Genomic DNA, 25,377 nt, shown 5'->3' with positions numbered 1-25,377 from the left:
TCTGCGCGTCACGGCAGAGGGAGATTACGGGCGGGCGGGCAAAGCGCCGTTCCGGTTGCGCCCTCGATGCGCCCATCCCCGCCGTACCATCGGGCAGCGTCCTTGATTTCGGTCAAGGTGAGGCCGCGATCCGCCGCTAAGGTCACCGGTGGGAGGAAAACATGATGGACCGTCAGGACACAACGCAGGACAAGACCATGCTGGAAGATCGTATCAGACGCCCCTCCCTTCTGGACCGGATCGTCACGCCGAAGGAGGCTGCGAGCCTCATTCAGGACGGCATGATCATCGGCATGAGCGGCTTTACCCGCGCCGGCGATGCCAAGGCCGTGCCGGTCGCCATGGCGGAACGGGCAAGGACCGACCCGTTCAAGATCACGCTGCTGACCGGTGCCTCGCTCGGCCATGATATCGACCGCATGCTGACGGAAGCCCATGTGCTCGCCCGCCGCATGCCGTTCCAGACCGATCCGACGCTGCGCGCCGCAATCAACCGCGGCGAGGTGATGTTCGTTGATCAGCACCTTTCGGAAACCGTCGAACATCTGCGTTCGAACCAGCTTGGACCAATTGATTACGCTATCATCGAGGCAGCCGCGATCCGTCTGGATGGCGGCATCATTCCGTCCACTTCGATCGGCAATTCCGCAAGCTTCGCCATTCTGGCGAAGAAGCTGATCATCGAGATCAATCTCAGCCAGACGCTCGATCTGGAAGGCCTGCACGACATCTATATTCCGACAAAGCGGCCGACGCGCGAGGCGATCCCGGTGGTGGGCTGCGATACGCGGGCAGGGATGCCCTATATCCCGGTCGATCCGGAGAAGATCGCCGCCATCGTCATCACGCAGGAGCAGGACAGTTTTTCGACCGTTGAGCCGGCCGATGCCGAGACCAGCGCGATTGCCGGCCACCTGATCCGCTTCTTCGAGGAGGAGGTGCGCCTCGGGCGCCTGGACCTGACGCTGAACCCGCTGCAGGCGGGCATCGGCACCATTGCCAATTCGGTGCTGTCCGGGCTTGCCGACGGGCCGTTCCATCACCTGCGCATGTATAGCGAGGTGCTGCAGGATAGTACCTTCGATCTCTTTGATGCCGGCAAGCTGAGCTTTGCCTCCGGCTCGTCGATCACGCTGTCGTCGGCCTGTGCCGCGCGCGTCTACGCCGATTTCCGCCGCTACAAGGACCGGTTGGTTTTGCGCCCGCAGGAAATCAGCAATCATCCGGAAGTGATCCGCCGCCTCGGCGTCATCGGCATCAACACGGCGCTTGAGGTCGATATCTACGGCAACATCAACTCGACCCATGTGAACGGCACGCACATGATGAACGGCATCGGCGGCTCGGGCGATTTCGCCCGCAATGCCTATCTCTCGATTTTCGTGACGAAATCGCTTGCCAAGGGCGGCCGTATTTCCTCCGTGGTGCCGATGGTGCCGCATGTGGACCATACCGAGCATGACGTCGATATCATCGTGACGGAAAACGGACTGGCGGACCTGCGCGAGCTTGCGCCGCGCGAGCGGGCCGAACGCATCATCGAGCACTGCGCCCATCCCGATTACCGCGAGGCGCTGCGCAGCTATTTCGAGCGTGCATCCGCGCGCGGCGGCCACACGCCGCATCTGCTGGAAGAGGCCTTCTCCTGGCATCTCAACAGCCGCGACCGTGGCGACATGCGCCAGTCAAAGCTCGCCGCCGCCGCGGAGTAGGCCGAGGCGGCGGGCCGGGGGCTGGTTTGTCAGCTTGCCGGCTTCGGCGGACAGGCTGCCGTCAGGTCGAGCTCGGCCTCACGCACCTTGGTCTGAACATGCATCAGGCCAAGCACCGTGTGGAAGAGATTGTCATGCGACACCGGCTCGGTCTTGCGCCTGTCCATGCAGGCGGTATCGATGCCGGCCTTCGCATCCTTTCCAAGCCACAGCAGGAAGGGAATGTGCGTCTGCTGTTCCGGGGCCACGACCCAGGGGGCGCCATGCAGGAACAGGCCCTTTTCGCCGAGCGATTCGCCGTGGTCCGACATGTAGATCATGCTGGGCGACACCTTGCCCTCGACGGCGGTCAGCTTGTCGATGATCGTTGCGAGGATGTGGTCGGTATAGACGATGCTGTTGTCGTAGGCGTTGATGATCTCCGGCCGGTGGCACTTGGAGAATTCGGCGCTACGGCAATCGGGCTGGAAGGTGCGGTAGGCATCCGGATACCGTGCATAATAGGCCGGACCGTGGCTGCCAAGCTGGTGCAGCACCAGCACGCTGTCTCCGGTCACGGACGACAGCCACGCGTCGAACTGGTCGAGCAGGATGTCATCCTTGCACTCGCCGTTTTCGCAGTAGCGGCTGTCGGTCGAGCGGTAGAGTTCCTTGTAGGGAATGCGGGCGGCAACGCCCTTGCTGCCGGTATTGTTGTCCCACCATTCGGCGCGGATGCCGGCATGCACCAGCACGTCCATCAGGTTCTGCCGTTCCAGCGCGCCTGCATGGCTGTAATCGGATCGTCCGAGGCCCGAAAACATGCAGGGAACCGAAATGGCGGTGGCCGTGCCGCAGCTCTGCGCCTTGTCGAAATAGAAGATGTCGCGCTTGGCAAGCTCGGGGTTCGTGAGCCGCTCGTAGCCGCCCAGCGAGAAATTGGAGCCGCGGGCGGTCTCGCCCACGACGATGATGGTGACGCGCGGCTTGCGGTCCTTCGCTTTTGCGCCATCGGCCACCTTGGCATCGGTGCCATAGGGCTGCACCACGATGCCACGCTCCTGCTTCAGCTTCTCCAGGTATGCGACCGCGTTTGCGATTGGCATGAAGGGATTGAGCGTTGCAAACCATTCCCGGTTCTGGCGGATCGTAAAGGCATAGGTGCCGGCATTGGCCAGCGCGGCTGCCCCGAAGACCAACAGTGCAGGCACGATGACTGCGAGATTCATCATCACCTTCCTCGGGAAGGTGCGATGGGCGACGCGCACCCAGGCGATCAGAAGAGAGGGCAGCACGGCATAGACCGCCATGTGGAGGAGATAGCCGGCGGTGATCAGGTGGCCGGCTTCTGCGGTCGTCGTCTCGGCCGCATTGCGGATCATGTCGGAATCGATGATGACGCCGAACTGATCCATGAACCAGGCGGCTCCCGCTGCGATGAACACAAAGAAGATGAGCAGCGGCTTCATCAGGTATTTGACCGAGAAGCTGACGAAGAAGGCGATGAAGGCCCCTGTCAGGGCCACGGCAAGACCCGCCAGCGCCACATGCTGGCCGGATAGTACCGTCAGCGACTGCGACCAGAAGGTCTGGTTGAGGAGCACCAGAATATAGAGCGCGACAATGATGCTGAGCGTCACGCTACCAAGACGCGGACGTCTGGCGAAGAAGACATCGAAACTCAAGGCAATTGACCCTTCACGAACGGCACATCGGGGTGCCCTGCATGCGAACCTCCGCTGGTGCTTCAAAAAGCTGACACGAACCTGAATGCCTCCTGCATCCGCCACAGATTGGGTGAGGCAAGCCGGCCCGTTTCGCCGCATGAACAGCAAAACAAGGCAAACTGTTGTCCGCGCGCCAGCAGGCACCGTGGTCTTTCGTGAAGATCCCCCGAATCCTCTGGTAAACTTCGCTTGATGGCGTGTAAAGGGGCTGCGCGACAACGCGGAATTACATGCGTATTTCATGATGCATGCTCGGCTTTTTCCTCCCCCTCGTCATGCCGCCAAGTCTGCTTGCGTATTGCCGTGAGGTGGGCGGGAGGGCCTTCCACAGCAATCTGTCTGAAGCGCATTATGGATCGCTGGACATCCGAACCCATACAGGCTATTCGTAATGATATTACATTACATAGATATCGAGTGATGATGACTTCGCATCCTGCCTCTTCCGCCATAGCCTTGCGCTTGACGCCGGCTCTTCCGCCGGATTAACTCCGCCCGATGGTTCCCTCGGTGCCGGTCGCGGCCAAAGGGATTAATAGGGAACACGGTGCGTCCTTTTTTCAAGGGATCAAGGCCGTGGCTGCCCCCGCAACTGTAAGCGGTTGCCGATCATCCTCGTGATGCCTGAAGGCATCATGCCACTGCGCCTGAGCCGCGCGGGAAGGCAGATGAGAGGCGCTGAACCGTGAGCCAGGAGACCTGCCATCGATCATGTCCAACGTCACGGGCGGGGATGCCCGGAACAGGAGCCTGTTATGACTGACCCTTGCCGCGGCGGATGCCCGCCTGCTTTTCCGGCAATCCCCGGACTGCTGATCTCATCCTGTCGGCGCCACGGCTGATGGCCCCCGCTGACTGTTCTTCTCTGCCTTTCTTGGCCTTTCCGGGATTTTTCAACATCATGAACCACGCTTTCGCATCGCGCCTGCGCACAGGCTTTCTCGGCCTTTCGATCACCGTCGGTCTCTTGTCCGCCGGTTCCGCCTTCGCCGCGGCGACCAGCTATCCGCTGACCCTGCAGAACTGCGGGCAGGCCGTCACTTTCAAGAAGGCGCCGCAGCGTGCCGTGGCGCTTGGCCAGAACAGCGCCGAAATTCTCTACATGCTTGGCCTTGGCGAGCGCGTTGTCGGCACAGCCGTCTGGGTCGGGCCGGTGCTGAAGCCCTATGAGGCGATCAACGCAAAGGTACCCAGGCTGGCCGACAACGATCCGAGCTTCGAGCGCGTCATTGCCACGCGCCCGGATCTGGTGGCCGTACAGTATCAATGGCATGTGGGCCCGAAGGGCACGGTCGGCACAGTGGCACAGTTTCAGGATCTCGGCGTGCCGGTCTATACCTCGCCGGCCGATTGCACCGGCAAGGACAATTCCGGCGGCGGCGATGGCGTGCGCGTCGAGGCCTTCACCATGGACCTCGTCTATCAGGAGATCCGCGATCTCGCCGCCATCTTCGATGTGCAGGATCGCGGCGAGGCCGTGGTGGCAGACCTGAAGGCCCGCGAGGCGGCGGCCCGTGCGAAGGTTGCCGCGGCGGGCAAGGGCATCTCGGCCGTCTTCTGGTTCTCCAGCGCCAAGCTTGCCACCGATCCCTTCGTTGCCGGCCGCAACGGCGCGCCGGGCTATATCATGCAGGCGCTCGGCATCCGCAACGTGATCGACAGCGACGAGGAATGGCCGACGATCGGCTGGGAAACCATTGCCCGCGCCAATCCGACCCTGATCGTGGCCGCCAGCATGGACCGCCGCCGCTTTCCCGCCGATGACATCGCCGTCAAGCGGGACTTCCTGAAGACCGATCCGGTGACCAGCCTGATGCCGGCGGTGCGCGAAGGCCATGTGGTGGAACTCGATGCGCAGACGATGAACCCGACGCTGCGCACCATCGACGGCATCGAGGCGCTTGCCGACGGCATTGCAAAATCGGGCCTTGCCCGGTGACGGTCAGGCGCCTGTCGACCCGCGCGTCCTTCACGCTGGCTGCGGTCGCTCTTCTCGCCGCCGCCCTCTGGCTGGGGGCGGCGATCGGCGAAACGGCCATTCCCCTCGACGTGGTGGCAAAGACGGTGGCGAACCGGCTGTTTCACGCCGCCTATCCGCTCGATCCCATCGATGAGGGCATCGTCTGGAGCTACCGGCTGAGCCGGGTGGTGGTGGCCGCCTGCTGCGGGGCGGCGCTTTCGCTGTCGGGCGTGGTGCTGCAGTCGCTGCTGCGCAATCCGCTGGCGGATCCCTACGTGCTCGGCATTTCCGCCGGCGCCTCCACGGGCGCCGTGTCGGTCGCGATCCTCGGCATCGGCGGCGGGCTGGTCGGCCTGCCGCTCGGCGCCTTTGCCGGTGCGTTGATCGCCTTCTGTCTTGTCAGCCTGCTCGCCTGGCGGGCCGGAAGCGGGGCGGCGGCCATCATTCTGGCGGGTGTTGCCGGCTCGCAGCTGTTTCATGCACTGACCGCCTTCGTGGTGACCAAGGCCGCCAATGCGGAACAGGCGCGCGGTATCATGTTCTGGCTGCTCGGCAATCTGTCCGGCGTGCGCTGGCCGGATGTAACGCTGGCGCTGCCGGCGGCGCTGATCGGGCTTGCGCTCTGTCTGTCGCAGGCCCGCGCGCTGGATGCCTTTGCCTTCGGCCGCGATTCCGCCGCCTCGCTCGGCATTCCGGTGCGGCGCACCTATGTGCTGCTGATCGGCGTGACCGCGATGATGACGGCGGTGATGGTGGCGCTGGTCGGCTCGATAGGCTTCGTCGGCCTCGTCATTCCGCATGCCACCCGCATGCTGGTGGGTGTGCGCCATGGCGTGCTGCTGCCGGCGTCCGCCATCGTCGGCGCCGTGTTCATGATCCTCGCCGACATTCTCTCGCGCATCATCGTACCGGGGCAGGTGCTGCCGATCGGTGTGGTCACCGCCCTGTTCGGGGCGCCGGCCTTTGCCGTGATCATGAGCCAGAGGAGGACGCGGCTGTGAGGCTTGCTACCAAGGACGTGACCTGGGCGGTCGGCCCCGCTACCATCGTCGATGGCGTATCGCTCTCGGCCGAACCCGGTGAATTTCTCGGCATCATCGGCCCGAACGGTTCTGGCAAGACGAGCCTGATCGCCATGCTGGCCGGTCTGCGCCGCCCCCGCCGCGGCACGGTGGAACTGGACGGTGTGCCGCTCTCCGCCCTGTCGCGCCGTCATCTCGCGCAGAAGCTGGCGCTGGTGGAGCAGCAGGCCGAGACGGCCGAGCGGATGAGCGCGCGCCAGGCCGTCGAACTCGGCCGCACGCCCTATCTCGGCCTCGGCCATCCCTGGTCCGAACTCGATGACGCGATCGTTGCGCGTGCGCTGGCGCAGGTAGACATGACGCCTCTGGCCGACCGCAACTGGCACACGCTTTCCGGCGGCGAGCGCCAGCGGCTGCACATTGCCCGGGCGCTGGCGCAGCAGCCGCGCCTTCTGCTGCTCGACGAGCCGACCAACCATCTCGACATCCGCCACCAGATCGGCATTCTCGATCTCGTGCGGCGGCTGGACCTGACGGTGATCGCCGCGCTGCACGATCTCAACCACGCCGCCCTGTTCTGCGACCGCATCGCCGTGATGCAGGCCGGCCGTCTCGTGGCGCTCGGAACGCCTGTGGAGGTCCTGACCCAGCGGTTGATCGCCGGGGTGTTCGGCGTGGAGGCCGCGGTGGAGCGTCAGGAAAATGGCTCCTGCCATATCCGCTTTCACGCCACGGCCGGCGCCCTTTCCGGCTGACGGGCGCCGGTTCAGAGCCGCGTCAGGTCCGTTGGCCGGTTCTGCATCAGCGCTTCCATCGAGAAGAAACCGGTGACAGTGGAAAAATCGAAGCCGGTTATCAGCTTCTGGTAGAAGGCATCATAGCCGCGCATGCCATTGGTGACGACCTTCAGGAGATAATCCCAGTCGCCACCGATTCTATAAAAGTCAACGACTTCCGGCAGCTTCTCCACGTGCTGCCGGAAGCTCTCCGCCCATTCGCGCGAATGATGGCGGGTGCGGATCATCACGAACACGGTAAGATCCAGCCCCAGCGCCGGCAGATCGACGGCGGTCTGCGAGCCGCGGATCACACCCGTCTCCTGCAGCCGCTGCAGCCGGCGCCAGCAGGCATTTTGCGACAGCCCCACCTGTTCGGCGAGATCGCGCTGTGAGAGAGAGCCGTCGCGCTGCAGGGCCGTCAGCAGGCGTCGATCAATCGCGTCAATCTTGATGTTTTTGTCGTTCATTTGACCCAATATTTGCCCGTTTCACGCAAAGATAGGAGATGAAGTCCCACCGGCGCAATGCCTATGCTGTCGAAGCGGCAAAAAAGGAACGACACGCATGGCCACGGCAGATGGACAGATGACGGAGCTTCTGGCTGAGTTTCGCCAGAGCCTTCAGCGGGATGATGTTATCGAGCATCTGCGCGCCGGCCTGATCGGCCAGCATGCCATGGTGCGCGGTCCCTTCGGCGACAAGCCGCTGGTCTATGCCGATTACGTGGCCTCCGGCCGGGCGCTGATGCAGGTGGAACAGTTCATCCTCACCGAGGTGCTGCCCTATTACGCCAACAGCCATACCGAAGCCTCCTGGTGCGGCGGCATGATGACACGGCTGCGGCGCGAGGCCCGCGCCGTGATTGGCCGTCTCTGCGGTGCTGATGCGGCCCATGCGGTGATCTTTGCGGGCTCTGGCGCCACCGCCGGCATCAACCGGCTGGTTTCTCTGTTCGGTGCGGCGAAAACATCCACCCGCGTGCTGATCGGCCCCTATGAGCATCATTCGAACATCCTGCCCTGGCGCGAGGCGGGTGCAGACATCATCGAACTGCCGGAAGGGCCTGAAGGTGGCCCGGATCGCGAGGCGCTCACCGAAACGCTGGCCGCCTCCCGCGGCTTCGATCAGGTGATCTGCTCCTTCTCCGCCGCCTCCAATGTCACCGGCATCGTCACCGATGTCGCGGCCGTCACCCGGCTGGTGAAGCGGGCCGGTGCGCGAATGATCTGGGACTATGCCGGCGGCGGCCCCTATCTGCCGATCGCCATGCGGCCCGCACCGGATGCCGAGATCGATGCCATCGTGGTCTCGCCGCACAAGTTCATCGGCGGCCCCGGTGCGTCCGGCATCCTGATCCTGCGCCGCGACGTCGTCGAGACCAGGACCCCCAGCTGGAGCGGCGGCGGCACGGTGAAATTCGTCTCCTCCACCGGCCATGACTATGCCGACAGCCTGGAGGCGCGCGAGGAGGCCGGCACGCCGAACGTGGTGGGCGATATCCGCGCAGCCCTTGCCTTCCTCGTCAAGGATGCGATCGGCGAGCACTGCATGGCGGCGCGCAACGCCGCACTGACCGCGGCGGCCTTCGCAGCCTGGCAGGATCGCCCCGACCTGCAGCTGCTCGGGCCCCGTGACGCCGGCCGCCTGCCGATCTTCTCCTTCCGGGTGCGCGATGGCGAAGGTGGCTTCGTGCACCAGCAACTGGTGACCCGCATGCTGAGCGACCGTTTCGGCATCCAGGCCCGCGGCGGCTGCGCCTGCGCCGGCCCTTACGTGCACCGCCTGCTGGACATCGACGAAGCCCAGTCCGCCCGCCTGCGCTCTGCGATCCTCTCCGGCGACGAAATGGCCAAGCCCGGTTTCACCCGCCTGAACTTTTCGGTGCTGCTGACGCCGGACAAGGTGGACTTCATCCTGAACAGCGTCAAACAGCTTGCCAGCGACGCCGGACAATTCCGCGCCGCCTACGGCTTCGATCCGGCCCGCGCGGTCTTCTTCCCACAGGCGGTGTGAGGGGAGGGGCTTCCCCCTCGTCCGCTTCTCTGTTGAAAAGCCGGACAGGCATGGTTTGGATGACAGTTTAAATCTGCGCTGTGCCGTGCGTGGCTGGCTGTCTCGCGTGAGTGCAGCGTCATCACTCTTATCCCTCAGGTCACTCGCAAGAAATCCGACCGTCCCGGACATCCCCGATGGTGATGAACCCCGGCCACTCCGCCGCCCGGCGACACGATCGCGCGGAGTCTCCGGCAGATGTTCTTTGGATGCAAAACGGCGTCATTTTTTGGAGAAGGTTAAGTTTTGTTCGGGCGGGGAGAACCGCACAGGGGGGGCGTGAATTGATCGTCGTTGATGCCGGTGTCTGCCCATGCTATCGAATAAATACTTATAGGTTGACGGATGCGTTTAACGTGAAAAAATTTCAAGGTGAGATCAAGCCGCTAACGAGCCTGCGCTTTTTTGCGGCAATGGCTGTTGTTTTCTTCCATTTCGGCGCCTCGGCCGCTGAACGCGCAGGCTTTCCCGGTTTCATGGTGTCGATACTGAAACACGGATATCTCGGTGTGAGCTTTTTCTTCGTTTTGTCCGGATTTATCTTGGTTGTTGCTTACGATGGGCGATTGGGGACGCGCGAGCGGCGTTATGATTTTTTCCTCTCCCGGCTTGCGAGGATTTTTCCGGTCTACATTCTGGCCCTTGCCTTGTCGATTCCCTTCACGAATCCGCTTTGGATTGAATCTGTCATATTTGCTCCGCTGTTGCTCCAGTCTTGGACGCTGCCAGCCAGCAACCTCGGAGGGGCTTTGAACATGCCGAGTTGGACGCTCTCCATCGAACTGTTCTTCTACGTGTTCTTTGCGGTGTTTTTCGTTAGACTAAGTCGTCTGCCGACGATTGTGCTCGGCATCCTGGCCACATGCATGGCAGCCGTCATCATCCTTGCCGATGTTGCCGTTGTTCACCCTGGGATCCAGCTTGACGGCTGGATCAGGTTCATCCCCCTTCCGGTATTCCGGTTACCCGAATTTTTACTGGGCGTGTTGTCCGCGTTGCTGGTGTCGAGGCTTTCGATTGCCAGCAAGCCGAAGGGGATGGACACACTGTTTTTCTGTGTTGTGGCTCTCGTCCTTGTCACTCTGGCGGAAGGGTCTTTGGCGTCACGACTGATGCCGGTTGCCTGTGCCGTCCTGATCGTGGCCGCAGCTCTGTCTACCGGGCCGGTGCTCCGGATCTTCTCGAATCCAGTTCTGGTTTTCCTTGGCGGCGCAAGCTATGCCGCCTATCTGCTTCAGATGTCCGTGAATGGCGTCTTCGACGCCTTGTTCGGCGACAATTTCGCATCGCGCATCGCGATGCCTGTCGTTCTCATCGCCCTGTCCTGCGTTGTCTATAAGTGGGTTGAAGAGCCGGCGCGAAGATATATCAAGGGAATAAAATTTTCCCATGTTCCCCGGGAGGCATAAAAGACAGGGTTTTATGCCTTTCACGCACCTTTCTTGATGCGTGTGACTGGCGACTTTAGGGGGATTGGCAAATCCCGACCCTTCTTGTTCCGATGGTTGGCGTCATGCTTGACGACCTATCCATCAAGATCCGGTGGCGCCATGTGAAAAAGCCCCCGGCTTGCACCGGGGGCTCTGTGGTCAAAACAGCGCCTGCCCTCAGGCCTTAAGGTCAAAACGGTCGGCGTTCATCACCTTCACCCAGGCGGCGACGAAGTCGCGGACGAATTTTTCCGCGTTGTCGGACTGGGCATAGACTTCGGCAAGCGCCCGCAGCTGCGAGTTCGAGCCGAAGACGAGGTCGACGCGGGTGGCGGTCCACTTCACCGCGCCGGTCTTGCGGTCGCGGATCTCGAACAGGTTTTCCGCCGGCGTCACCGGGGTCCAGCTATAGGCCATGTCGACCAGGTTGACGAAGAAGTCGTTCGTCAGCGTGCCGACGCGGTCGGTGAAGACGCCGTGTGCGGCGCCGCCGTAATTGGCGCCAAGCACGCGCAGGCCGCCGACGAGGACCGTCATTTCCGGCGCGGTCAGCGTCAGAAGCTGGGCGCGGTCGAGCAGCAGTTCTTCCGCCGAAATCGTGAACTCCGTCTTCTGGTAGTTGCGGAAGCCATCGGCGACCGGTTCCAGAACCGAGAAGGAGTCCGCATCCGTCTGTTCGGCGGTGGCATCGGTGCGGCCCGCGGCGAAGGGCACCTCGACATCGAAGCCGGCAGCCTTGGCGGCCTGTTCAACGGCGGCGGAACCGCCAAGCACGATCACATCGGCGAGCGAAACCTTCTTGCCCGTCTGGCCGGCGTCAAACTCGGCCTTGATGCCTTCGAGAACCGACAGCACCTTGGCCAGCTGTTCCGGCTGATTCACCTCCCAGCTCTTCTGCGGGGCAAGCCGGATGCGCGCGCCATTGGCGCCGCCGCGCTTGTCGGAGCCGCGGAAGGTGGAGGCCGAGGCCCAGGCGGTCTGGATCAGTTCCTGCGCGGTGAGGCCGGATGCCAGAAGCTTGGCCTTGAGGGCTGCGATGTCGGCGGCATCCACCAGCGCATGGTCGACCGGCGGTACCGGATCCTGCCAGATCAGGTCTTCGGCCGGCACTTCCGGGCCGAGATAGAGAACCTTCGGGCCCATGTCGCGATGGGTCAGCTTGAACCAGGCGCGGGCAAAGGCGTCGGCAAAGGCCTCCGGGTTCTGATGGAAATGGCGCGAGATCTTCTCATAGGCCGGGTCCATGCGCATCGCCATGTCGGCGGTGTTCATGACGATCGGCACCTTCTTGTCCGGGTTTTCGGCGTCCGGCGCATGGTCCTTCTCGGCCAGGTTCCTGGCATGCCACTGCCAGGCGCCAGCCGGGCTCTTCACCAGTTCCCATTCATAGCCGAACAGAACATCGAAATAGCCCATGTCCCACTGGGTCGGGTTTGGCGTCCAGGCGCCTTCCAGACCGCTGGTGATGGTGTCGGAGCCCTTGCCGCTCTTGTGGGTGCTGAGCCAGCCCAGGCCCTGTGCGGCAATGCCGGCCGCTTCCGGCTCGGGGCCGACATGGGCGGCATCGCCCGCGCCGTGCATCTTGCCGAAGGTGTGGCCGCCGGCCACGAGGGCTACGGTTTCCTCGTCGTTCATGGCCATGCGGGCGAAGGTTTCGCGCACGTCACGACCGGAGGCGAGCGGATCCGGCTTGCCGTCCGGGCCTTCGGGGTTCACGTAGATGAGGCCCATCTGCACGGCCGCCAGCGGGTTTTCCAGAACGCGGTCGCCGGTATAGCGGCTGTGTTCCTTGTCGCTGGTAGCGAGCCATTCCTTTTCGGAGCCCCAGTAGATGTCTTCTTCCGGCTCCCATACGTCGGCGCGGCCGCCGCCGAAGCCGAAGGTCTTGAAGCCCATGGATTCCATCGCGCAATTGCCGGCGAGAATCATCAGGTCGGCCCAGGAGAGCGCGTTGCCGTATTTCTGCTTGATCGGCCAGAGCAGGCGCCGCGCCTTGTCGAGGTTGCCATTGTCCGGCCAGCTGTTCAGCGGCGCAAAGCGCTGCGTGCCCGAGGTGGCGCCGCCGCGACCGTCTGCGGTGCGATAGGTGCCGGCGCTGTGCCAGGCCATGCGGATGAAGAAGGGGCCGTAATGGCCGTAATCGGCCGGCCACCAGTCCTGGCTCTCGGTCATCAGGGCGTAGAGATCCTGCTTGACGGCGGCCAGATCCAGACCCTTGAAGGCCTTGGCATAGCTGAAGGCCGCATCCATCGGGCTGGAAAGCGCCGTGTTCTGGTGCAGGATGCGCAGGTTCAGCTGGTTCGGCCACCAGTCGCGATTGCCGCGCATGCTGAGGCTGGTTGCGCCATGGGCAACGGGACATTTGCCGCCCGCGCCTGCTGCCTTGGTTACGTCCATTTTAACCCTCCAAGAGTTGCTGTTCTCGTTGGCCATGGTCGGCCTTAAATGCGACGCCAGTGCGAAAGGCGCGCCGCGGTTGAAGAAAACCCGTCCCCGGATCTTCATCTTGAACAACCCTATCAAAAGGGTTCCATTAGTGTAATTAGTATTTGATGATTGGTTTGATAGGCTAGGGTTATGATCAGTCCCACGCTTCGGCAATTGCGCTATTTCGAGGCGCTGGCCCGCCACGGCCATTTCGGCCGGGCGGCTGAATCCTGTTCGGTCTCGCAGCCGGCGCTGTCCGTGCAGGTGAAGGAACTGGAGGAGATGCTGGGCGTGGAACTGCTGGAGCGCAGTTCGCGGCAGGTGCGGCTGACCGGTTTCGGCGAGGAATTCGTTCTGCGGGTGCGCGAAATCCTGCGGCAGGTGGACGAACTCGGCGATCTGGCGCGTGCCTCGCGCCGGCAACTGGTCGGGCGGCTTCGCATCGGCATCATCCCCACCATCGCGCCCTATCTGCTGCCGGCCATGGTGGCGGGGCTGACGCGCGACAATGACGCGCTCGATATCCACCTGCGCGAGACGGTGACGCCGAAGCTGATCGAGGAACTGCTGGACGGGCGGCTGGATACGGCAATCGTCGCGCTGCCGGTCTCCGAACCGCAACTGACCGAGGTGGCGCTGTTCGAGGAGAGCTTTCTGCTGGTGCGGCCGGCCGAAGACGCCGGAAAGCCGGTGCCGAACCGCGAGACGCTGCGCGAAATGCGCCTGCTGCTGCTGGAGGAGGGACACTGCTTTCGCGACCAGGCGCTGTCCTTCTGCAATATCGGCGCAGGCACTGTGCGTCCCCGCGAACTGCTGGATGGCAGCTCGCTGACGACTTTGGTACAGATGGTGGGCGCCGGCATCGGCATCACCCTCATCCCGGAAATCGCGGTCTCGGTGGAAACCCGCTCGGCACCCGTCTCCATCGCGCGTTTCGAGGACCCGCAACCCACCCGCACCATCGGCATGATCTGGCGCAAGACGAGCCCGATCGCGCCGCAGCTGTCCGGCATTGCCGAGGTGGTGCGGAGTTGCGCTGAGGCGCTGCGGCCGGCAGCCGTCGGACCGGGCGAGGAGACGCGGATCTAAAGGACCTTGAAGATCGTCCGCCCCATTTGGGCGGACGATCGGAACAATGCATCAGACCGTTCTAAGGTCGCATTCCGTCAGGCCGCTTCGAAAGCGCGGACCTTGGTCTTGGCGTCGCGGGCATCGAGATAGGCGATCAGGTCCTCGATGGCGATCAGCGGCAGCTTGTGGGTTTCGCAGAACTGCATGAGATCGGGCAGGCGGGCCATGGTGCCATCGTCCTTGGCGACTTCGCAGATCACGCCGGCGGGGAAGCGACCGGCAAGGCGGGCGAGATCGACGGCGGCTTCCGTATGTCCGGGGCGGGCGCGAACGCCGCCCTGCTTGGCGCGCAGTGGGAACATGTGGCCGGGGCGGGCGAAATCTTCCGGTCGGGATGTCGGGCTCACGAGCGCCTTCACGGTTGCGGCGCGGTCGGCGGCGGAAATGCCGGTCGTCGTGCCGGGCAGGTAATCGACCGAGACGGTGAAGGCCGTCTTGTGCAGTTCGGTATTGTTGGGAACCATCAGCGGAAGATCCAGCGCGTCGAGGCGCTCGCCTTCCATGGCGATGCAGATCAGGCCGCGGGCTTCCTTCATCATGAAGGCGATCTGCTGCGGCGTCACCGAATCGGCCGCGACGATGATGTCGCCTTCGTTTTCGCGGTCGTGATCATCGACGACGACGATCATTTCGCCTCGTCCGATCGCTGCGATCGCTGCTTCAATCGTAGAAAATTGCATGCACTTGGCCTTTCAAGGGTTCTGGCCGGAGAACCGGCCCTGTTCATGCGCAGCACAAGCGCTGCACCGTAAACTGCCCTTGGGCGAACAGGCACGAGATCGCCGCCTCGCTGGCGCGAGAGCGTCTCCTGCTGTCCTCTTCCATCCGGACTATACCGTCGGCTCCGGCCTCTCACCGGATCTGCTGACCCCGGCCGGTTTCCCGGTCGGGCGCTCGCGGGCTCCGGGCAAAGACCCGATACCGCCGGTGGGGAATTGCACCCCGCCCTGAGAACATTGGTAAGATAGGAAGAGGATCTGGCAAAATGCAAGCGTTTTTCTGATTTCTGTTCGCAGACGCACTGTCGTCATTTTGCAGATGCGTTGCCGTGCTACGGTGGCGAACCGAAAAAGGCCCGCGCGGGCGGGCCTTCGAGGGGGCAATCGGGCGTGACGGGTCAGCGCTGATTGTCGGCGATGGTCTTTTCGTCTTCCTTCATTTCCAGCCACATCGCGTTCATCACGGCGAAGATGGCGGCGAGCGGGAGGCCGAGGATCCAGGCAAAATACCACATGGCAATCTCCTTGTTGGGCTTCGGTCAGTAGACCGAGTGGCTGTGTTCGGTGATGTCCTTGTCGGTGACCTTGCCCCACAGCACCTTGTAGACCCAGGCGGTGTAGGCAAGGATGATCGGCATGAAGATCACTGCGCAGACCAGCATGATGAACAGGGTGAGGTGCGAGGACGAGCTGTTCCACACCATCAGCGAGGATTTCGGATCGCTGGAGGAGGGCATGATGAAGGGAAACATCGTCAGCCCCACCGATGCGATGACGCCGAGGATGGCAAGCTTCGACACAATCAGCGTCGAGACCTCGCGGCGTGCGCGCAGGCCGAGGAAGGTCAGCAGGCCGCCGCCGATCCCGAGCAGCGGCGCGATGGCAATCCACGGGCGCTCGCCATAGGCCGTGAACCAGCTCGCGGTGCGTTCCACCTGGAAGTAGAGCGGGTTCGACGGGCCGTCGGTGACGTAATGACCGGCGATGCGGAAGCCTTCGATGCCATAGGCCATCCAGACACCGGCCAGCGCATAGGCGATGACGGCGACGAGGGCGGCAACCGAGCCGATGGCGCGGGCGCGGCCCTGCACCGAACCTTCGGCCTTGACGGTGAGCCAGACGGCGCCGTGCATGATCAGCATGCTGAGCGAGACGACGCCGGAGAGCAGCGCAAAGGGGTTCAGCAGGCCGAAGAACTTGGTGTACCAGGCCCCTTCATAGACGCTGTGCAGATCCGCCGTGAAGTGGAAGGGCACGCCCTGGATGACATTGCCGACGGCAACGCCGAACAGAAGGGCCGGAACAGCGCCGCTCGCAAACAGCGCCCAGTCCCAGGCATTGCGCCAGGTGGCGTCGTCGCGCTTGGAACGATACTTGAAGGCGACGGGGCGCACGATGAACGAGGCGAGCACCACGAACATGGCCAGGTAAAAGCCGGAGAAGCTCACCGCATAGAGGGGCGGCCAGGCGGCGAAGATGGCGCCGCCGCCGAGGATGAACCACACCTGGTTGCCTTCCCAGACAGGGCCGACGGTGTTGATGGCGATGCGGCGCTCCACGTCGCTCTTGCCGACGAAGGGGATCAGCGCGCCGACGCCCATGTCGAAGCCGTCGGTGACGGCAAAGCCGATCAGCAGCACGCCGAGCAGCAGCCACCAGATGATGCGCAGCAGTTCATAGCTTAGAAGTTCGTGCAGGATCATGGTCCTTACTCCGCGGGAATGGCAGTGGGGGCGGTGCGGGCAACGGGTGCCAGAACCTCCTGGCGGGCACGCAGCCAGTCATCGGTCTCGGCCACGTCGATGTAGGGGCCCTTGCGGATGTATTTCAGCATCAGGCCCATCTCGATGATGAAGAGCACCGTGTAGAAGGCGATGAAGCCGAACAGCGTCAGCGCAAGCTCCGTGACGGACAGCGAACTGGCCGACATGGCGGTGGGCAGGATGCCGTCCACCGTCCAGGGCTGCCGGCCGAATTCGGCGACGAACCAGCCCATTTCCGCGGCAATCCACGGGGCCGGGATCATCACCACGGCAACCCACAGCGCCCAGCGCGGGTAGCGCATGCCGCGGAAGGAGGCACGGTAGAAGAAATAGGCCATGGTGGCGATGAAGCCGAAGCCGAGTACGGCCATGATGCGGAAGGCCCAGAACAGCGGCCAGACTTCCGGCACGGTGTCGTTGGCGGCCATGCGGATCTGCTCCTGCGAGGCCTGCAGCGGGTTGTCGATATACTTCTTCAGCAGGAAGGCGAAGCCGAGATCGCGCGAATGGGTCTCGAAGGTCTTCATCACCTCCGGCGGCGTGGCATCGCGCTGTTCGCGCACCGTCATCAGCGCCTCATAGGCGATGAGGCCGGAGCGGATGCGCCCCTCCGCCTGGTTGACCAGCTGGTTGATGCCCGGAATGTCGGTGGTCAGCGAGCGGGTGCCGATCAGGCCCATGAGAAAGGGAATGTGGACGGCATAATGGGTCCTGCGCGCCTCCTGGTCGGGAAAGCCGAAGGCGGTGAAGGGGGCCGGTGCCGGTTCCGTGTTCCACATGGCCTCGATGGCGGCGAGCTTCATCTTCTGGCTATGGGTGGCCGAATAGCCGGATTCGTCGCCGAGCAGCACGACCGAGAAGGCCGAGGCAAGCCCGAAGGCGGCGCCGACGGTGATCGAGCGGCGGGCGAGCGCCACGTGCTGGCCCTTCAGCAGATACCAGGCCGAGACGCCGATCACGAAGACCGAGGCCGTGACATAGCCGGCGCTGACGGTGTGCACGAACTTCGCCTGTGCCACCTCGTTGAACAGCACTTCGTAAAAGTCCGTCATCTCCATGCGCATGGTCATGGGGTTGAACTGGGCGCCGACCGGGTTCTGCATCCAGCCATTGGCGATCAGGATCCAGAGTGCGGAGAGGTTGGAGCCGAGCGCCACCAGCCAGGCGACGACGAGATGCTGCACGCGGCTGAGCTTGTCCCAGCCGAAGAAGAACAGGCCGACGAAGGTGGCTTCGAGGAAGAAGGCCATCAGCCCCTCGATCGCCAGCGGCGCCCCGAAGATGTCGCCGACATAGTGGCTGTAGTAGCTCCAGTTCATGCCGAACTGGAATTCCATGGTGATGCCGGTGGCGACACCCAGCACGAAGTTGATGCCGAACAGCGTGCCCCAGAACTTGGTCATCTGCCGCCAGATGGGACGCCTTGTCATCACATAGACCGTCTCCATGATGGCGACGAGGATGGACAGGCCAAGGGTCAAAGGCACAAAGAGAAAATGATACATGGCCGTCATGGCAAATTGCAGCCGTGACAGCTCGACGATTCCGATATCCATAGCGCTTACTCCAGAGACGGCGGCTCTGTGCCGTCCGTAAAGGTCAAGTCTGGCTATCGGTCTAGGCCCGCGGGTTCCCGCGAACCTTGATCAGGATCAATAAGTCATATCCAGGATACGAGTTAAGGCAGCGCCACGAGACGGTTTGCAAACGCCCGTTCCGCCGCCCGGTGCGAGGCCATGAGGATCGCGGCGCGTGGCAGCACGGCGCGGATGCCGGCAAGCACCGCCTCTGCCGTCGGCTGGTCAAGACCCTCCGTCGGCTCGTCGAGCAGCAGCATATGCGGCTGCCGCAGCAGCGCGCGGGCGAGCGTGAGGCGCCGGGCCTCGCCGCCGGAAAAACCCTCGCCGCGTGGCCCGAGCCTTGCGGAAAGTCCGCCGCGTTCGCGCACAAGTTCCTGTAACTCAACGGCTTCCAGCACCTGCCACAGGCGTTCCTCATCCATGTCTGGGGCGGCAAGCCGAAGGTTTTCGGCCACCGTTCCAGCCATCAGCGCGCTGCGCTGCGGCAGAAGGGTCAGGGCGCCGCGCAGATCCGCCTCCGGCCACAGCGCCAGATCGCGGCCGAGGAGGCGGATCGTTCCGGCCGCAAGCGGACGCAACCCGCCGGCCGCCAGCAGCACGGTCGATTTGCCGCAGCCGCTCGGCCCCGTCAGCGCCACCGTCTCGCCGGGTGCGACAGAAAGTGTCAGGTGCTCGATCAGCGGCTCGGGGCGGCCGGGGCGGGCAAGCGACAGGTTTTCGATCTTGAGTGTCGCCATTGCCGTCTCGGCGACAGCGCCGGACGGGAGCGCCGGGGCGGCGAGGGGTGCCGGGACAGGCCCGGCCTCGGGCGTTGCGACCAGATCGCGCCGCACGCGCCGGGCTGCCTCCGCCATCCGGCCAAGATCGGCCGCAGCCCGGCGCAGCGGCGCCACGGTTTCCGCCAGCGCCAGCGCGGCGAAGAAGGCGAGCGCCGCAAAGGCCGGTTCCAGCCGGCCGGCCTGCACGGCGGTGATGCCCGCATAGAGCGTTCCGGCCGCGACCAGCGTGCCGAGCAGCGACAGCCAAAAGCCGGCGCCGCGCTCGATGCGGTCGAGATCCACGCCAAAGCGCCGGTCGTCCGCGTCGAGAATGCGCGCCAGCTGCGCCTGCAGCTCGCCATGGATGGCCAGGTCTCGGCGGGCGCGGATGAGATCGATGAAGCGGGCGCGGAAGGTTTGCGCCGCCGCTTCCCGCCGTCGCGATTGCGGGGCGGCACGCTTCAGCACCGGCAGGAGGATCAGGGCCGCACCGCACAGCCAGCCGAGCGTGATCCACAGCGCGATGGCGGGCGTCACCAGCCACCACAGAAGAAGGCCGGCGAGCGCCTGCACGGCAACCGCCGAGGCAATCGGCAACACCAGGCGCAGCGGCACGCCGTCCAGCGCATCGATATCGGCCATCAGCCGGTTCAGCGCCTGCGGACCCCTGACGGCCAGCATCCGCTCATAGGATGCGGCAAGATAGCCGGAGAGAAGGCGAAGCCTGAGGCTTTCCAGTGCCCGAAGCGTTGCCTCATGGGTGAGGAGCCGTTCGCCGTACCGCGCGGCGGCGCGCGCCAGCGCCAGCATCCTGACCAGCGCGGAGGGGCGGAACACATCGAAGACGGTGCCGAGACCGGCAAGACCGGCGGCGGCGGCAGCCGTGATGAACCAGCCGGACAGGCCGAGCAGGGCAGCGCCCATCACGAGAACCACGATGCCGAGCAGGGCGCCGCGCGCCAGCGCCGCCTTCTGATCGGCAAGGATCAGGCGGAAGATGTAAAACAGCGCGCTCATGCCTCGCCTCCGATGCGGATGATCCGGTCCATGCGGGCGGCGAGCGCCGCATCATGGGTGGCAATGACCAGGGTTGCGCCGCGCGCGGCTTCCGCCAGCAGGCCGTCTGTCACGATGGCGGCGGTTTCGGCATCCAGATCGGCGGTCGGCTCGTCGGCAAGAATGATGTCGGGCCGTCCATGGATGGCGCGCGCCAGGGTCAGCCGCCGCGCCTCGCCGCCGGAAAGCCCGGCACCCGTTTCGCCAAGCCGGGTGGCAAGACCACGGGGGAGGGCGGCCGCCACCGCCTCGACGCCGGCGGATCGCAGCGCCTCGTCCGGGCTGCCGGGCCGCCCCAGCGTGATGTTGCGGCGCAGGCTGGTGTTAAGGAAATGCGGCGCCTGCGGCATCCAGCCGAGCCGGGCGCGCCAGCGATCGGCGTTCCCGTCGTCGAGGGCGACGCCGGCGACCTCGATACGGCCCGCCTCCGGCAGCGAAAGCCCGGCCATCAGTCTGAGGGCCGAGGTCTTGCCCGCACCGCTCGGGCCGATGAGCGCGACGCTTTCGCCGGGTGCCACATGGATGTCCGGCAGGGGGTGTCCGTTCGGCGCCCGGCACCCGGTGAGGCGGATGCTGGCCGGCCCCGGCAGCGGTTCTGCCCGTCCGCCGCGCCCCGCGATCTCAGGCGTCCGGGATGCCTCCCAGCGGGCCACCTCGTCCGCAACAGCACTGGCGGACGCCTTGTCATGCCAGGCGGCGGCGAGATCGCGCAGCGGCTGGTAGAAGTCGGGCACCAGCAGCAGCAGGAAAATGCCGGCCTGCGGGGAGAGCGGCGTGCCCCAACTGCCGAAATGGAGGGTGCCGAGCAGCGAGAAGCCGACATAGACCGCGACCATCGCCACCCCGATCGCGGCAAACAGTTCGAGCACGGTCGAGGAGAGGAAGGCGATGGCGAGCACCGCCAGCGTGCGGCGGCGCAGTTCGGCGGCGCGCGCGGCAAAACCCCGATGCACCAGACGGCCGGCGCCCAGCAGGCGGATATCGACGAGGCCGGAGAGCCGCTCCACCAGCATGTCGTTGATGCCGCCGATCTCGGCCATCTGTCGCTCGCTCGCCTCCTTGGCTGCCATGCCGACCAGCGCCATGAAGACGGGGATCAGCGGGCCGCTGACCAGGAGCACGAGGCCGACCGCCCAGGACTGCCAGAAGGCGAGCGCCAGAATGACCGGCGGCAGCACGCCGACCCGCATCTGCGCGGGCAGATAGCGGGTGATGTAGGGCCCCAGCAGATCGATCTTTTCCGCGGCGAGCGCGGCGATGGCGCCCGGTCCGCCGAACGGCGTGTCGGCGGCGCGCGCCGCCTCGCGCGTCACGATGTTCCGGCGGGTCGTCCGCATCACCGCATCCGCTGCCGTCTGCCCGGCCGCTTCTGCCGCGCGCGACAGCAGGGCGCGCACGAGCCCCAGGGCTGCAAAGCCGGCGGCGATGGCCGGGGCGGAAACCGGCTGTGCGGTGAGCAGCGCGGCCAGCGCATGGGCGACGAGGGCCGCCTGCAGCGGCCAGACAAGCGCTGCCAGCACCGAGAGCGCGCCGGCCCGCTTGAGATCCCGCTTCGCCGCCTGCATGAGGCGCGCCAAGGCGGCGCGCGCCGCGCCCCGATCTGCTGTCTGCGTCATCACTTTTCCATTCTCGAAACTCGCATGCGGGATGCGACTTAAACCGTAAATTCCGAAGAGAAACTGATCCAGATCACATACGCGTGAGATTGTGCAGGGCATAGAAGGAGCGACACAACCCTTCGTGGAGTTCCGATGCGCCTGACGATCCGCACCAACCTGGCCATGCGCATCCTGATGGTCTGCGCCGTCAACGCGGACCTGACCGTGCGCACCGCCGACATTGCGGAAAAATGCAATGCCTCGCTGAACCATCTCCTGCATGTGGTGAGCGTGCTGCAGGCGCATGGGCTGATCGAGACGCTGCGGGGGCGAAGCGGCGGCTTACGGCTGGCGCGCCCTAGCGGCGAGATCGTGATCGGCCGCGTGCTGCGCCTGTTCGAAAACGGCGTGCCGCTCGCCGAATGCTTCGATCCCGACAGCAATACCTGTCCGCTGGCGCCGCACTGCCGGCTGCGCGGCTTTCTCGTCGGGGCGGCGAATGCCTTCTACCGTGAGATGGACCGTGTTACGCTTGAGGACCTCGTCTCGGCCAATTGCGGGTTGGAAACCCTGCTGTCCCTGCATCCACAGCCTGTGCGCTGCAATCCGTCGCTTGGAATGTGAAGCGCAAAGCGTCGGCCTTATTCGTTCGGCAGGGTGACTAAATCGAAATTCGTGATAAGGAGAAGGCGGGAGGTGCGTATCGTCAATCAAGGTTTCTGCCATGGCCGCCCTCACAGCCTCTCCCTCCTCCGCCGCAAAGGCGGCATCTGTCGCCGCAAGCCTAGAAGGGCAGGGCATCAACAAGGGCAGGGCAGCGGTGATGATGCTGGTGGCGGTCACGCTGTTTGCCTGCCTGGACAGCTCCGCCAAGATGGCCAGCCGCGAACTGCCCGCCATCGAAACCGTCTGGTTCCGGTTCGCCATCCATTTCGTGCTGGTGGCGCTCGTTCTCAATCCATGGCGTGCACCGGAGGCCTGGCGAACGAAGCAGCCGCGCCTGCAGACCCTGCGGGCACTGATCCAGATCGTCTGCACCGGGCTCAATTTCCTGGCGCTCAGCCAGTTGCAGATCGCCCAGACCCTGTCCATCCAGTTCACGGGACCTGCCTTCATCACGCTCCTTTCCATCTTCTGGCTGGGGGAGAAGGTGGGGCGCTATCGCTGGACGGCGATCGGGGTGAGTTTTCTCGGCGTGCTGGTCATCACGCGGCCGGCGCCCGGCAGCATCGAGCCGGCCTTCGGCATCATTCTTCTCTCGGTCATCATCGGCGCCAGCTATTCCATCATGACGCGCCGGCTGGCCGGGACCGAATCACCCGGCAGCATGCTGCTGATCATGGCAGCGCTTCCGGCCGCGATCCTGACACCCCTGATCCCTTTCGTCTTTGTGTGGCCGGCACACCCTGAGACCTGGATTGCCCTTTTCGGTGCCGGCTTCTTCGGAGCGCTCAGCCATTACTTCTATATCCAGGCCCATCGGTTCGCGCCGGCAAGCTTTCTGGCGCCGCTGCAATATTTCCAGTTTCTCGCCGTCCTCATCCTCGGTTTCGTCTTCTTCGGCGACATTCCGACACTCTGGACCTTTGCCGGCGCGCTGATCCTGATCGGCTCCGGCCTCTACATCTGGCACCGGGAGCGGGTGATTGCCCGGCGCGCCCGCGACGAGGTCTCCCGCTCCGACCAATGACCAGCTTGACACCCGGCGGCGGCACCGCTTAATAAATTCGTCAACGTGCCGAACAAATAGAAGGAATGCCATTCGTGTCAGTCGATATTGCGACCGCGCCCGTCGTTTCGACCGCTGCCGGGACAACGACGTCGCCGGACGAACGGCAGCCCGCTGAGCCGGGGCTCGGTCTGGGCAAAGGCAGGGGCGGTCATGTGATCGGTATCGACCTCGGCGGCACGAAGCTTCTGGCAGGGCTTGCCGATGCCGATGGCACGCTTCTCCTGTCCCGCGAGGAACCGACCCGCCATGGCATGGATGCCCCCGTGCTTGGCCAGATTGCCGAGATGGCGCGGGCCCTGGCGGGCGAGGCGGGCCTTGCCGTCGAAGAGATCGCCCAGTTGGTGATCGGCGTGCCGAGTGCTGTCTCGCCGCAGACCGGGCTTGCCTCCCTTTCACCGAACCTTGCGCTGCCGGCCGACCGGCCGCTGGCTGCACTGGTGGGCGAGCGGCTGCCGTTTCCGGTCGCGGTCGAAAACGATGTGAATTTGGCCGCCTATGGCGAGGCTTCCGGCCTTGCAGACGTGGTCGGATCGCTGGTCTTCATCTCCTTTGGGACCGGTGTCGGCATGGGCATGGTGATCAACGGCCAGCTGGTGCGGGGCGCCTTCGGACGGGCCGGCGAGATCGCTTATCTGCCGGTCGGGCCTCAGCCGCATGCGACGGCGCCGGCGTCCGAAAACGGCCTTTTCGAAGATATCGTCGGCACGGCCGGCATTCGCCAGCGCTTCGATCTCGGTCAGGCAAGCGTTGCTGATCTGTTTCGCCGCGCCGCAGCCGGCGATGGGCAGGCGGTCGCGGCCATCGACACGCTGGCGCAGGATGCCTCGCTCGGCCTTGCCGCGGTCCAGGCGCTGATCGATCCCGCCCGTATCGTGGTCGGCGGCGGCATCGGTTCGCAGGCGATGTTTCTCGAGCGGCTGCGCCATCATCTTGTCCCGCTTCTGCCCTTTGACTGCCCCGTCGAACCCAGCCGCTTCGGTGCCCGCGCCGGCCTGATCGGCGCCGTGATGCTGGCCTCGCATCTTGCCGCCACCCGCACCGCAGCCCATGCTCTCTGAGGAGACCCTGATGACCGAGACCACTCTTGCCTTTGCGCGGCCCGACGGGCTGGTCGAGACCGCCCACCCGATGCAGATGGCCTTCATGGCGCCGCGCCTGCAGGGCGATTTCTTTCCCGACGAAGGGCGGCTGAAGCTGTCGCTCTGGGGCTGCGGTCACATGGCCAATATCTTCGTCGAGGCATGGGATGGCCCCTTCGTGCATGCGCCGAACCGGCTGGTGGCCGGCGCGCGTTCCGTGCATGTGGCGCAGACGGCGCCGGTGCTTCTCCTGCGCGGCGCGCGGCTGAAGGCGGTGCGTCCCGCCCGCCGCTGCGCCTGGTGGGGCACGCTGACGACGCCGGAAAAGGTGCGCCGCGAAGGGGCACGCCGCATGGCCACCACGCCCTGGGGCGTCACCATCGTGGAAATCCGCGAGGGCGGCGACATCGTGATTGCGGCCGGTGCCAGCCGTGCGGAGGCCGAGCGCGGCCTTGCGCTTTCCGCCGCGGAAATCATCGCCGAATGCGCGGCGCATGTGGCGCGCTGCGATATCCTGCCCTCGGCCGGGCCGCTGATGCGCTCCATGGCCGTGCAGAGCGCGCATGCCTCGCTGTCTTCGATCCGCCGCGCCGAGGATGGCCGCTTCCTGGGGCTTGCGGCCGGTCAGGCCTATTCGGCCCCGACCCGCACCTATTACCGTGACGGCTACTGGGCACTGCAGGCGCTGCTCTTCCTCGAGCCGCAGGTGGTGCGCGGCCAGATCGATCTGCTGGCGACCGGCATCCAGCCGGATGGCGAGGCGCCGAGCGGCGTCATTCTCACCGGGCCGAAGCAGGGCGAGGAATGGGAAAGGTTCCGCGTCAACTCCGCCGAGTACAAGATGGAGCATTTGCGCTCCACCGACTGGTGGAG

At 64.7% G+C, this 25,377-nt stretch carries 19 protein-coding genes, 1 pseudogene and 2 riboswitches; of the genes and pseudogenes, 11 read left to right on the top strand and 9 right to left on the bottom strand.

The window, feature by feature from the left end; genetic code table 11:
* The first annotated feature begins 197 nt into the window (after nt 1–197).
* A complete protein-coding gene (gene scpC, locus FNA46_RS19710; protein WP_143126928.1) occupies nt 198–1,712 on the top strand; it encodes a succinyl-CoA:acetate CoA-transferase ScpC in 1,515 nt (504 codons plus the stop codon).
* 29 nt (nt 1,713–1,741) lie between these two features.
* On the opposite strand, the gene FNA46_RS19705 is transcribed toward scpC, so the two are convergent.
* Entirely contained in the window at nt 1,742–3,376 is a 1,635-nt protein-coding gene (locus tag FNA46_RS19705) for a phosphoethanolamine transferase (RefSeq protein WP_246103222.1), read from the bottom strand.
* A 524-nt stretch (nt 3,377–3,900) separates the two neighbouring features.
* Nucleotides 3,901–4,139, top strand: a riboswitch (cobalamin riboswitch).
* A 180-nt stretch (nt 4,140–4,319) separates the two neighbouring features.
* On the opposite strand from FNA46_RS19705, the gene FNA46_RS19700 reads away from it, so the two are divergent.
* Genes FNA46_RS19700 through FNA46_RS19690 form a run of 3 tightly spaced genes read left to right on the top strand, consistent with a single transcriptional unit; the run spans nt 4,320 to nt 7,155 of the window.
* Entirely contained in the window at nt 4,320–5,357 is a 1,038-nt protein-coding gene (locus FNA46_RS19700; RefSeq protein ID WP_143126921.1) for an ABC transporter substrate-binding protein, read from the top strand.
* The gene (locus FNA46_RS19695) at nt 5,354–6,379 is read left to right on the top strand and encodes a FecCD family ABC transporter permease (protein ID WP_246103220.1); all 1,026 of its coding nucleotides are present in this window, start codon (nt 5,354–5,356) and stop codon (nt 6,377–6,379) included. Before FNA46_RS19700 ends, FNA46_RS19695 begins: the two co-directional genes overlap by 4 nt.
* Nucleotides 6,376–7,155: an ABC transporter ATP-binding protein gene (locus FNA46_RS19690; RefSeq protein WP_143126919.1), complete on the top strand. Its 780-nt coding sequence runs from the start codon at nt 6,376–6,378 to the stop codon at nt 7,153–7,155. The genes FNA46_RS19695 and FNA46_RS19690 overlap by 4 nt, the downstream gene beginning before the upstream one ends.
* 11 nt (nt 7,156–7,166) lie before the next feature.
* On the opposite strand, the gene FNA46_RS19685 is transcribed toward FNA46_RS19690, so the two are convergent.
* Entirely contained in the window at nt 7,167–7,646 is a 480-nt protein-coding gene (locus FNA46_RS19685) for an Lrp/AsnC family transcriptional regulator (RefSeq protein WP_143126918.1), read from the bottom strand.
* 97 nt (nt 7,647–7,743) lie between these two features.
* Between FNA46_RS19685 and FNA46_RS19680 the strand changes: the two genes are divergently transcribed.
* Both FNA46_RS19680 and FNA46_RS19675 read left to right on the top strand, forming a co-directional pair.
* On the top strand, nt 7,744–9,192 hold the full coding sequence (locus FNA46_RS19680; RefSeq protein WP_143126917.1) for an aminotransferase class V-fold PLP-dependent enzyme: 1,449 nt from the start codon (nt 7,744–7,746) through the stop codon (nt 9,190–9,192).
* 176 nt (nt 9,193–9,368) lie between these two features.
* Nucleotides 9,369–10,640, top strand: coding sequence for an acyltransferase family protein (locus FNA46_RS19675; protein WP_143126916.1), 1,272 nt, complete (start codon nt 9,369–9,371; stop codon nt 10,638–10,640).
* Between the two features lie 198 nt (nt 10,641–10,838).
* On the opposite strand, the gene katG is transcribed toward FNA46_RS19675, so the two are convergent.
* A complete protein-coding gene (gene katG, locus FNA46_RS19670; protein WP_143126915.1) occupies nt 10,839–13,058 on the bottom strand; it encodes a catalase/peroxidase HPI in 2,220 nt (739 codons plus the stop codon).
* 180 nt (nt 13,059–13,238) lie between these two features.
* Here katG and FNA46_RS19665 point away from each other — a divergent pair, with 180 nt between their 5' ends.
* Nucleotides 13,239–14,177: a LysR substrate-binding domain-containing protein gene (locus FNA46_RS19665; protein WP_143126914.1), complete on the top strand. Its 939-nt coding sequence runs from the start codon at nt 13,239–13,241 to the stop codon at nt 14,175–14,177.
* Between the two features lie 77 nt (nt 14,178–14,254).
* Here the strand turns inward: FNA46_RS19665 and ribB are convergent, their stop codons facing one another.
* The 6 genes from ribB to cydD form a co-directional block, all read right to left on the bottom strand.
* Nucleotides 14,255–14,899, bottom strand: a complete 645-nt coding sequence (ribB, locus tag FNA46_RS19660) for a 3,4-dihydroxy-2-butanone-4-phosphate synthase (protein ID WP_143126913.1) — start codon at nt 14,897–14,899, stop codon at nt 14,255–14,257.
* Between the two features lie 129 nt (nt 14,900–15,028).
* Nucleotides 15,029–15,178, bottom strand: a riboswitch (FMN riboswitch).
* A 158-nt stretch (nt 15,179–15,336) separates the two neighbouring features.
* Nucleotides 15,337–15,453 (bottom strand): cytochrome bd-I oxidase subunit CydX, encoded by a 117-nt coding sequence (gene cydX / locus FNA46_RS19655; protein ID WP_143126912.1) that lies wholly within the window; start codon nt 15,451–15,453, stop codon nt 15,337–15,339.
* A gap of 24 nt (nt 15,454–15,477) precedes the next feature.
* Entirely contained in the window at nt 15,478–16,641 is a 1,164-nt protein-coding gene (gene cydB / locus FNA46_RS19650) for a cytochrome d ubiquinol oxidase subunit II (protein ID WP_143126911.1), read from the bottom strand.
* Between the two features lie 5 nt (nt 16,642–16,646).
* Entirely contained in the window at nt 16,647–18,257 is a 1,611-nt protein-coding gene (locus FNA46_RS19645; protein ID WP_143126910.1) for a cytochrome ubiquinol oxidase subunit I, read from the bottom strand.
* 122 nt (nt 18,258–18,379) lie between these two features.
* Nucleotides 18,380–20,056, bottom strand: coding sequence for an amino acid ABC transporter ATP-binding/permease protein (locus FNA46_RS19640; protein WP_143126909.1), 1,677 nt, complete (start codon nt 20,054–20,056; stop codon nt 18,380–18,382).
* Complete coding sequence (cydD, locus tag FNA46_RS19635) at nt 20,053–21,711, bottom strand: thiol reductant ABC exporter subunit CydD (RefSeq protein ID WP_143126908.1); 1,659 nt, start codon at nt 21,709–21,711, stop codon at nt 20,053–20,055. Before cydD ends, FNA46_RS19640 begins: the two co-directional genes overlap by 4 nt.
* 135 nt (nt 21,712–21,846) lie before the next feature.
* Here cydD and FNA46_RS19630 point away from each other — a divergent pair, with 135 nt between their 5' ends.
* The 4 genes and pseudogenes from FNA46_RS19630 to FNA46_RS19615 form a co-directional block, all read left to right on the top strand.
* Entirely contained in the window at nt 21,847–22,317 is a 471-nt protein-coding gene (locus FNA46_RS19630) for an RrF2 family transcriptional regulator (RefSeq protein WP_143126907.1), read from the top strand.
* Between the two features lie 100 nt (nt 22,318–22,417).
* On the top strand, nt 22,418–23,383 hold the full coding sequence (locus FNA46_RS19625; RefSeq protein WP_143126906.1) for a DMT family transporter: 966 nt from the start codon (nt 22,418–22,420) through the stop codon (nt 23,381–23,383).
* A 74-nt stretch (nt 23,384–23,457) separates the two neighbouring features.
* Nucleotides 23,458–24,483, top strand: a complete 1,026-nt coding sequence (locus tag FNA46_RS19620) for an ROK family protein (RefSeq protein WP_246103218.1) — start codon at nt 23,458–23,460, stop codon at nt 24,481–24,483.
* Between the two features lie 10 nt (nt 24,484–24,493).
* Nucleotides 24,494–25,377 (top strand): annotated as a pseudogene (locus FNA46_RS19615) (glycogen debranching protein); the annotation flags it as partial.

The organism is Affinirhizobium straminoryzae (assembly GCF_007004135.1).
GTDB lineage: Bacteria > Pseudomonadota > Alphaproteobacteria > Rhizobiales > Rhizobiaceae > Neorhizobium > Neorhizobium straminoryzae.
Note: the sequence above shows the minus strand (reverse complement) of the source record. Positions and strands in the feature narration are given on the sequence as shown.

What these genes read in the sequence shown, in the direction of transcription:
- scpC (WP_143126928.1), top strand. Translation starts at nt 198, where the DNA reads ATGCTGGAAGATCGTATCAGACGCCCCTCCCTTCTGGACCGGATCGTC.
- FNA46_RS19700 (WP_143126921.1), top strand. Translation starts at nt 4,320, where the DNA reads ATGAACCACGCTTTCGCATCGCGCCTGCGCACAGGCTTTCTCGGCCTT.
- FNA46_RS19685 (WP_143126918.1), bottom strand. Translation starts at nt 7,646, where the DNA reads ATGAACGACAAAAACATCAAGATTGACGCGATTGATCGACGCCTGCTG.
- FNA46_RS19680 (WP_143126917.1), top strand. Translation starts at nt 7,744, where the DNA reads ATGGCCACGGCAGATGGACAGATGACGGAGCTTCTGGCTGAGTTTCGC.
- FNA46_RS19675 (WP_143126916.1), top strand. Translation starts at nt 9,369, where the DNA reads ATGGTGATGAACCCCGGCCACTCCGCCGCCCGGCGACACGATCGCGCG.
- katG (WP_143126915.1), bottom strand. Translation starts at nt 13,058, where the DNA reads ATGGACGTAACCAAGGCAGCAGGCGCGGGCGGCAAATGTCCCGTTGCC.
- FNA46_RS19665 (WP_143126914.1), top strand. Translation starts at nt 13,239, where the DNA reads ATGATCAGTCCCACGCTTCGGCAATTGCGCTATTTCGAGGCGCTGGCC.
- ribB (WP_143126913.1), bottom strand. Translation starts at nt 14,899, where the DNA reads ATGCAATTTTCTACGATTGAAGCAGCGATCGCAGCGATCGGACGAGGC.
- cydX (WP_143126912.1), bottom strand. Translation starts at nt 15,453, where the DNA reads ATGTGGTATTTTGCCTGGATCCTCGGCCTCCCGCTCGCCGCCATCTTC.
- cydB (WP_143126911.1), bottom strand. Translation starts at nt 16,641, where the DNA reads ATGATCCTGCACGAACTTCTAAGCTATGAACTGCTGCGCATCATCTGG.
- FNA46_RS19645 (WP_143126910.1), bottom strand. Translation starts at nt 18,257, where the DNA reads ATGGATATCGGAATCGTCGAGCTGTCACGGCTGCAATTTGCCATGACG.
- FNA46_RS19640 (WP_143126909.1), bottom strand. Translation starts at nt 20,056, where the DNA reads ATGAGCGCGCTGTTTTACATCTTCCGCCTGATCCTTGCCGATCAGAAG.
- cydD (WP_143126908.1), bottom strand. Translation starts at nt 21,711, where the DNA reads ATGACGCAGACAGCAGATCGGGGCGCGGCGCGCGCCGCCTTGGCGCGC.
- FNA46_RS19630 (WP_143126907.1), top strand. Translation starts at nt 21,847, where the DNA reads ATGCGCCTGACGATCCGCACCAACCTGGCCATGCGCATCCTGATGGTC.
- FNA46_RS19625 (WP_143126906.1), top strand. Translation starts at nt 22,418, where the DNA reads ATGGCCGCCCTCACAGCCTCTCCCTCCTCCGCCGCAAAGGCGGCATCT.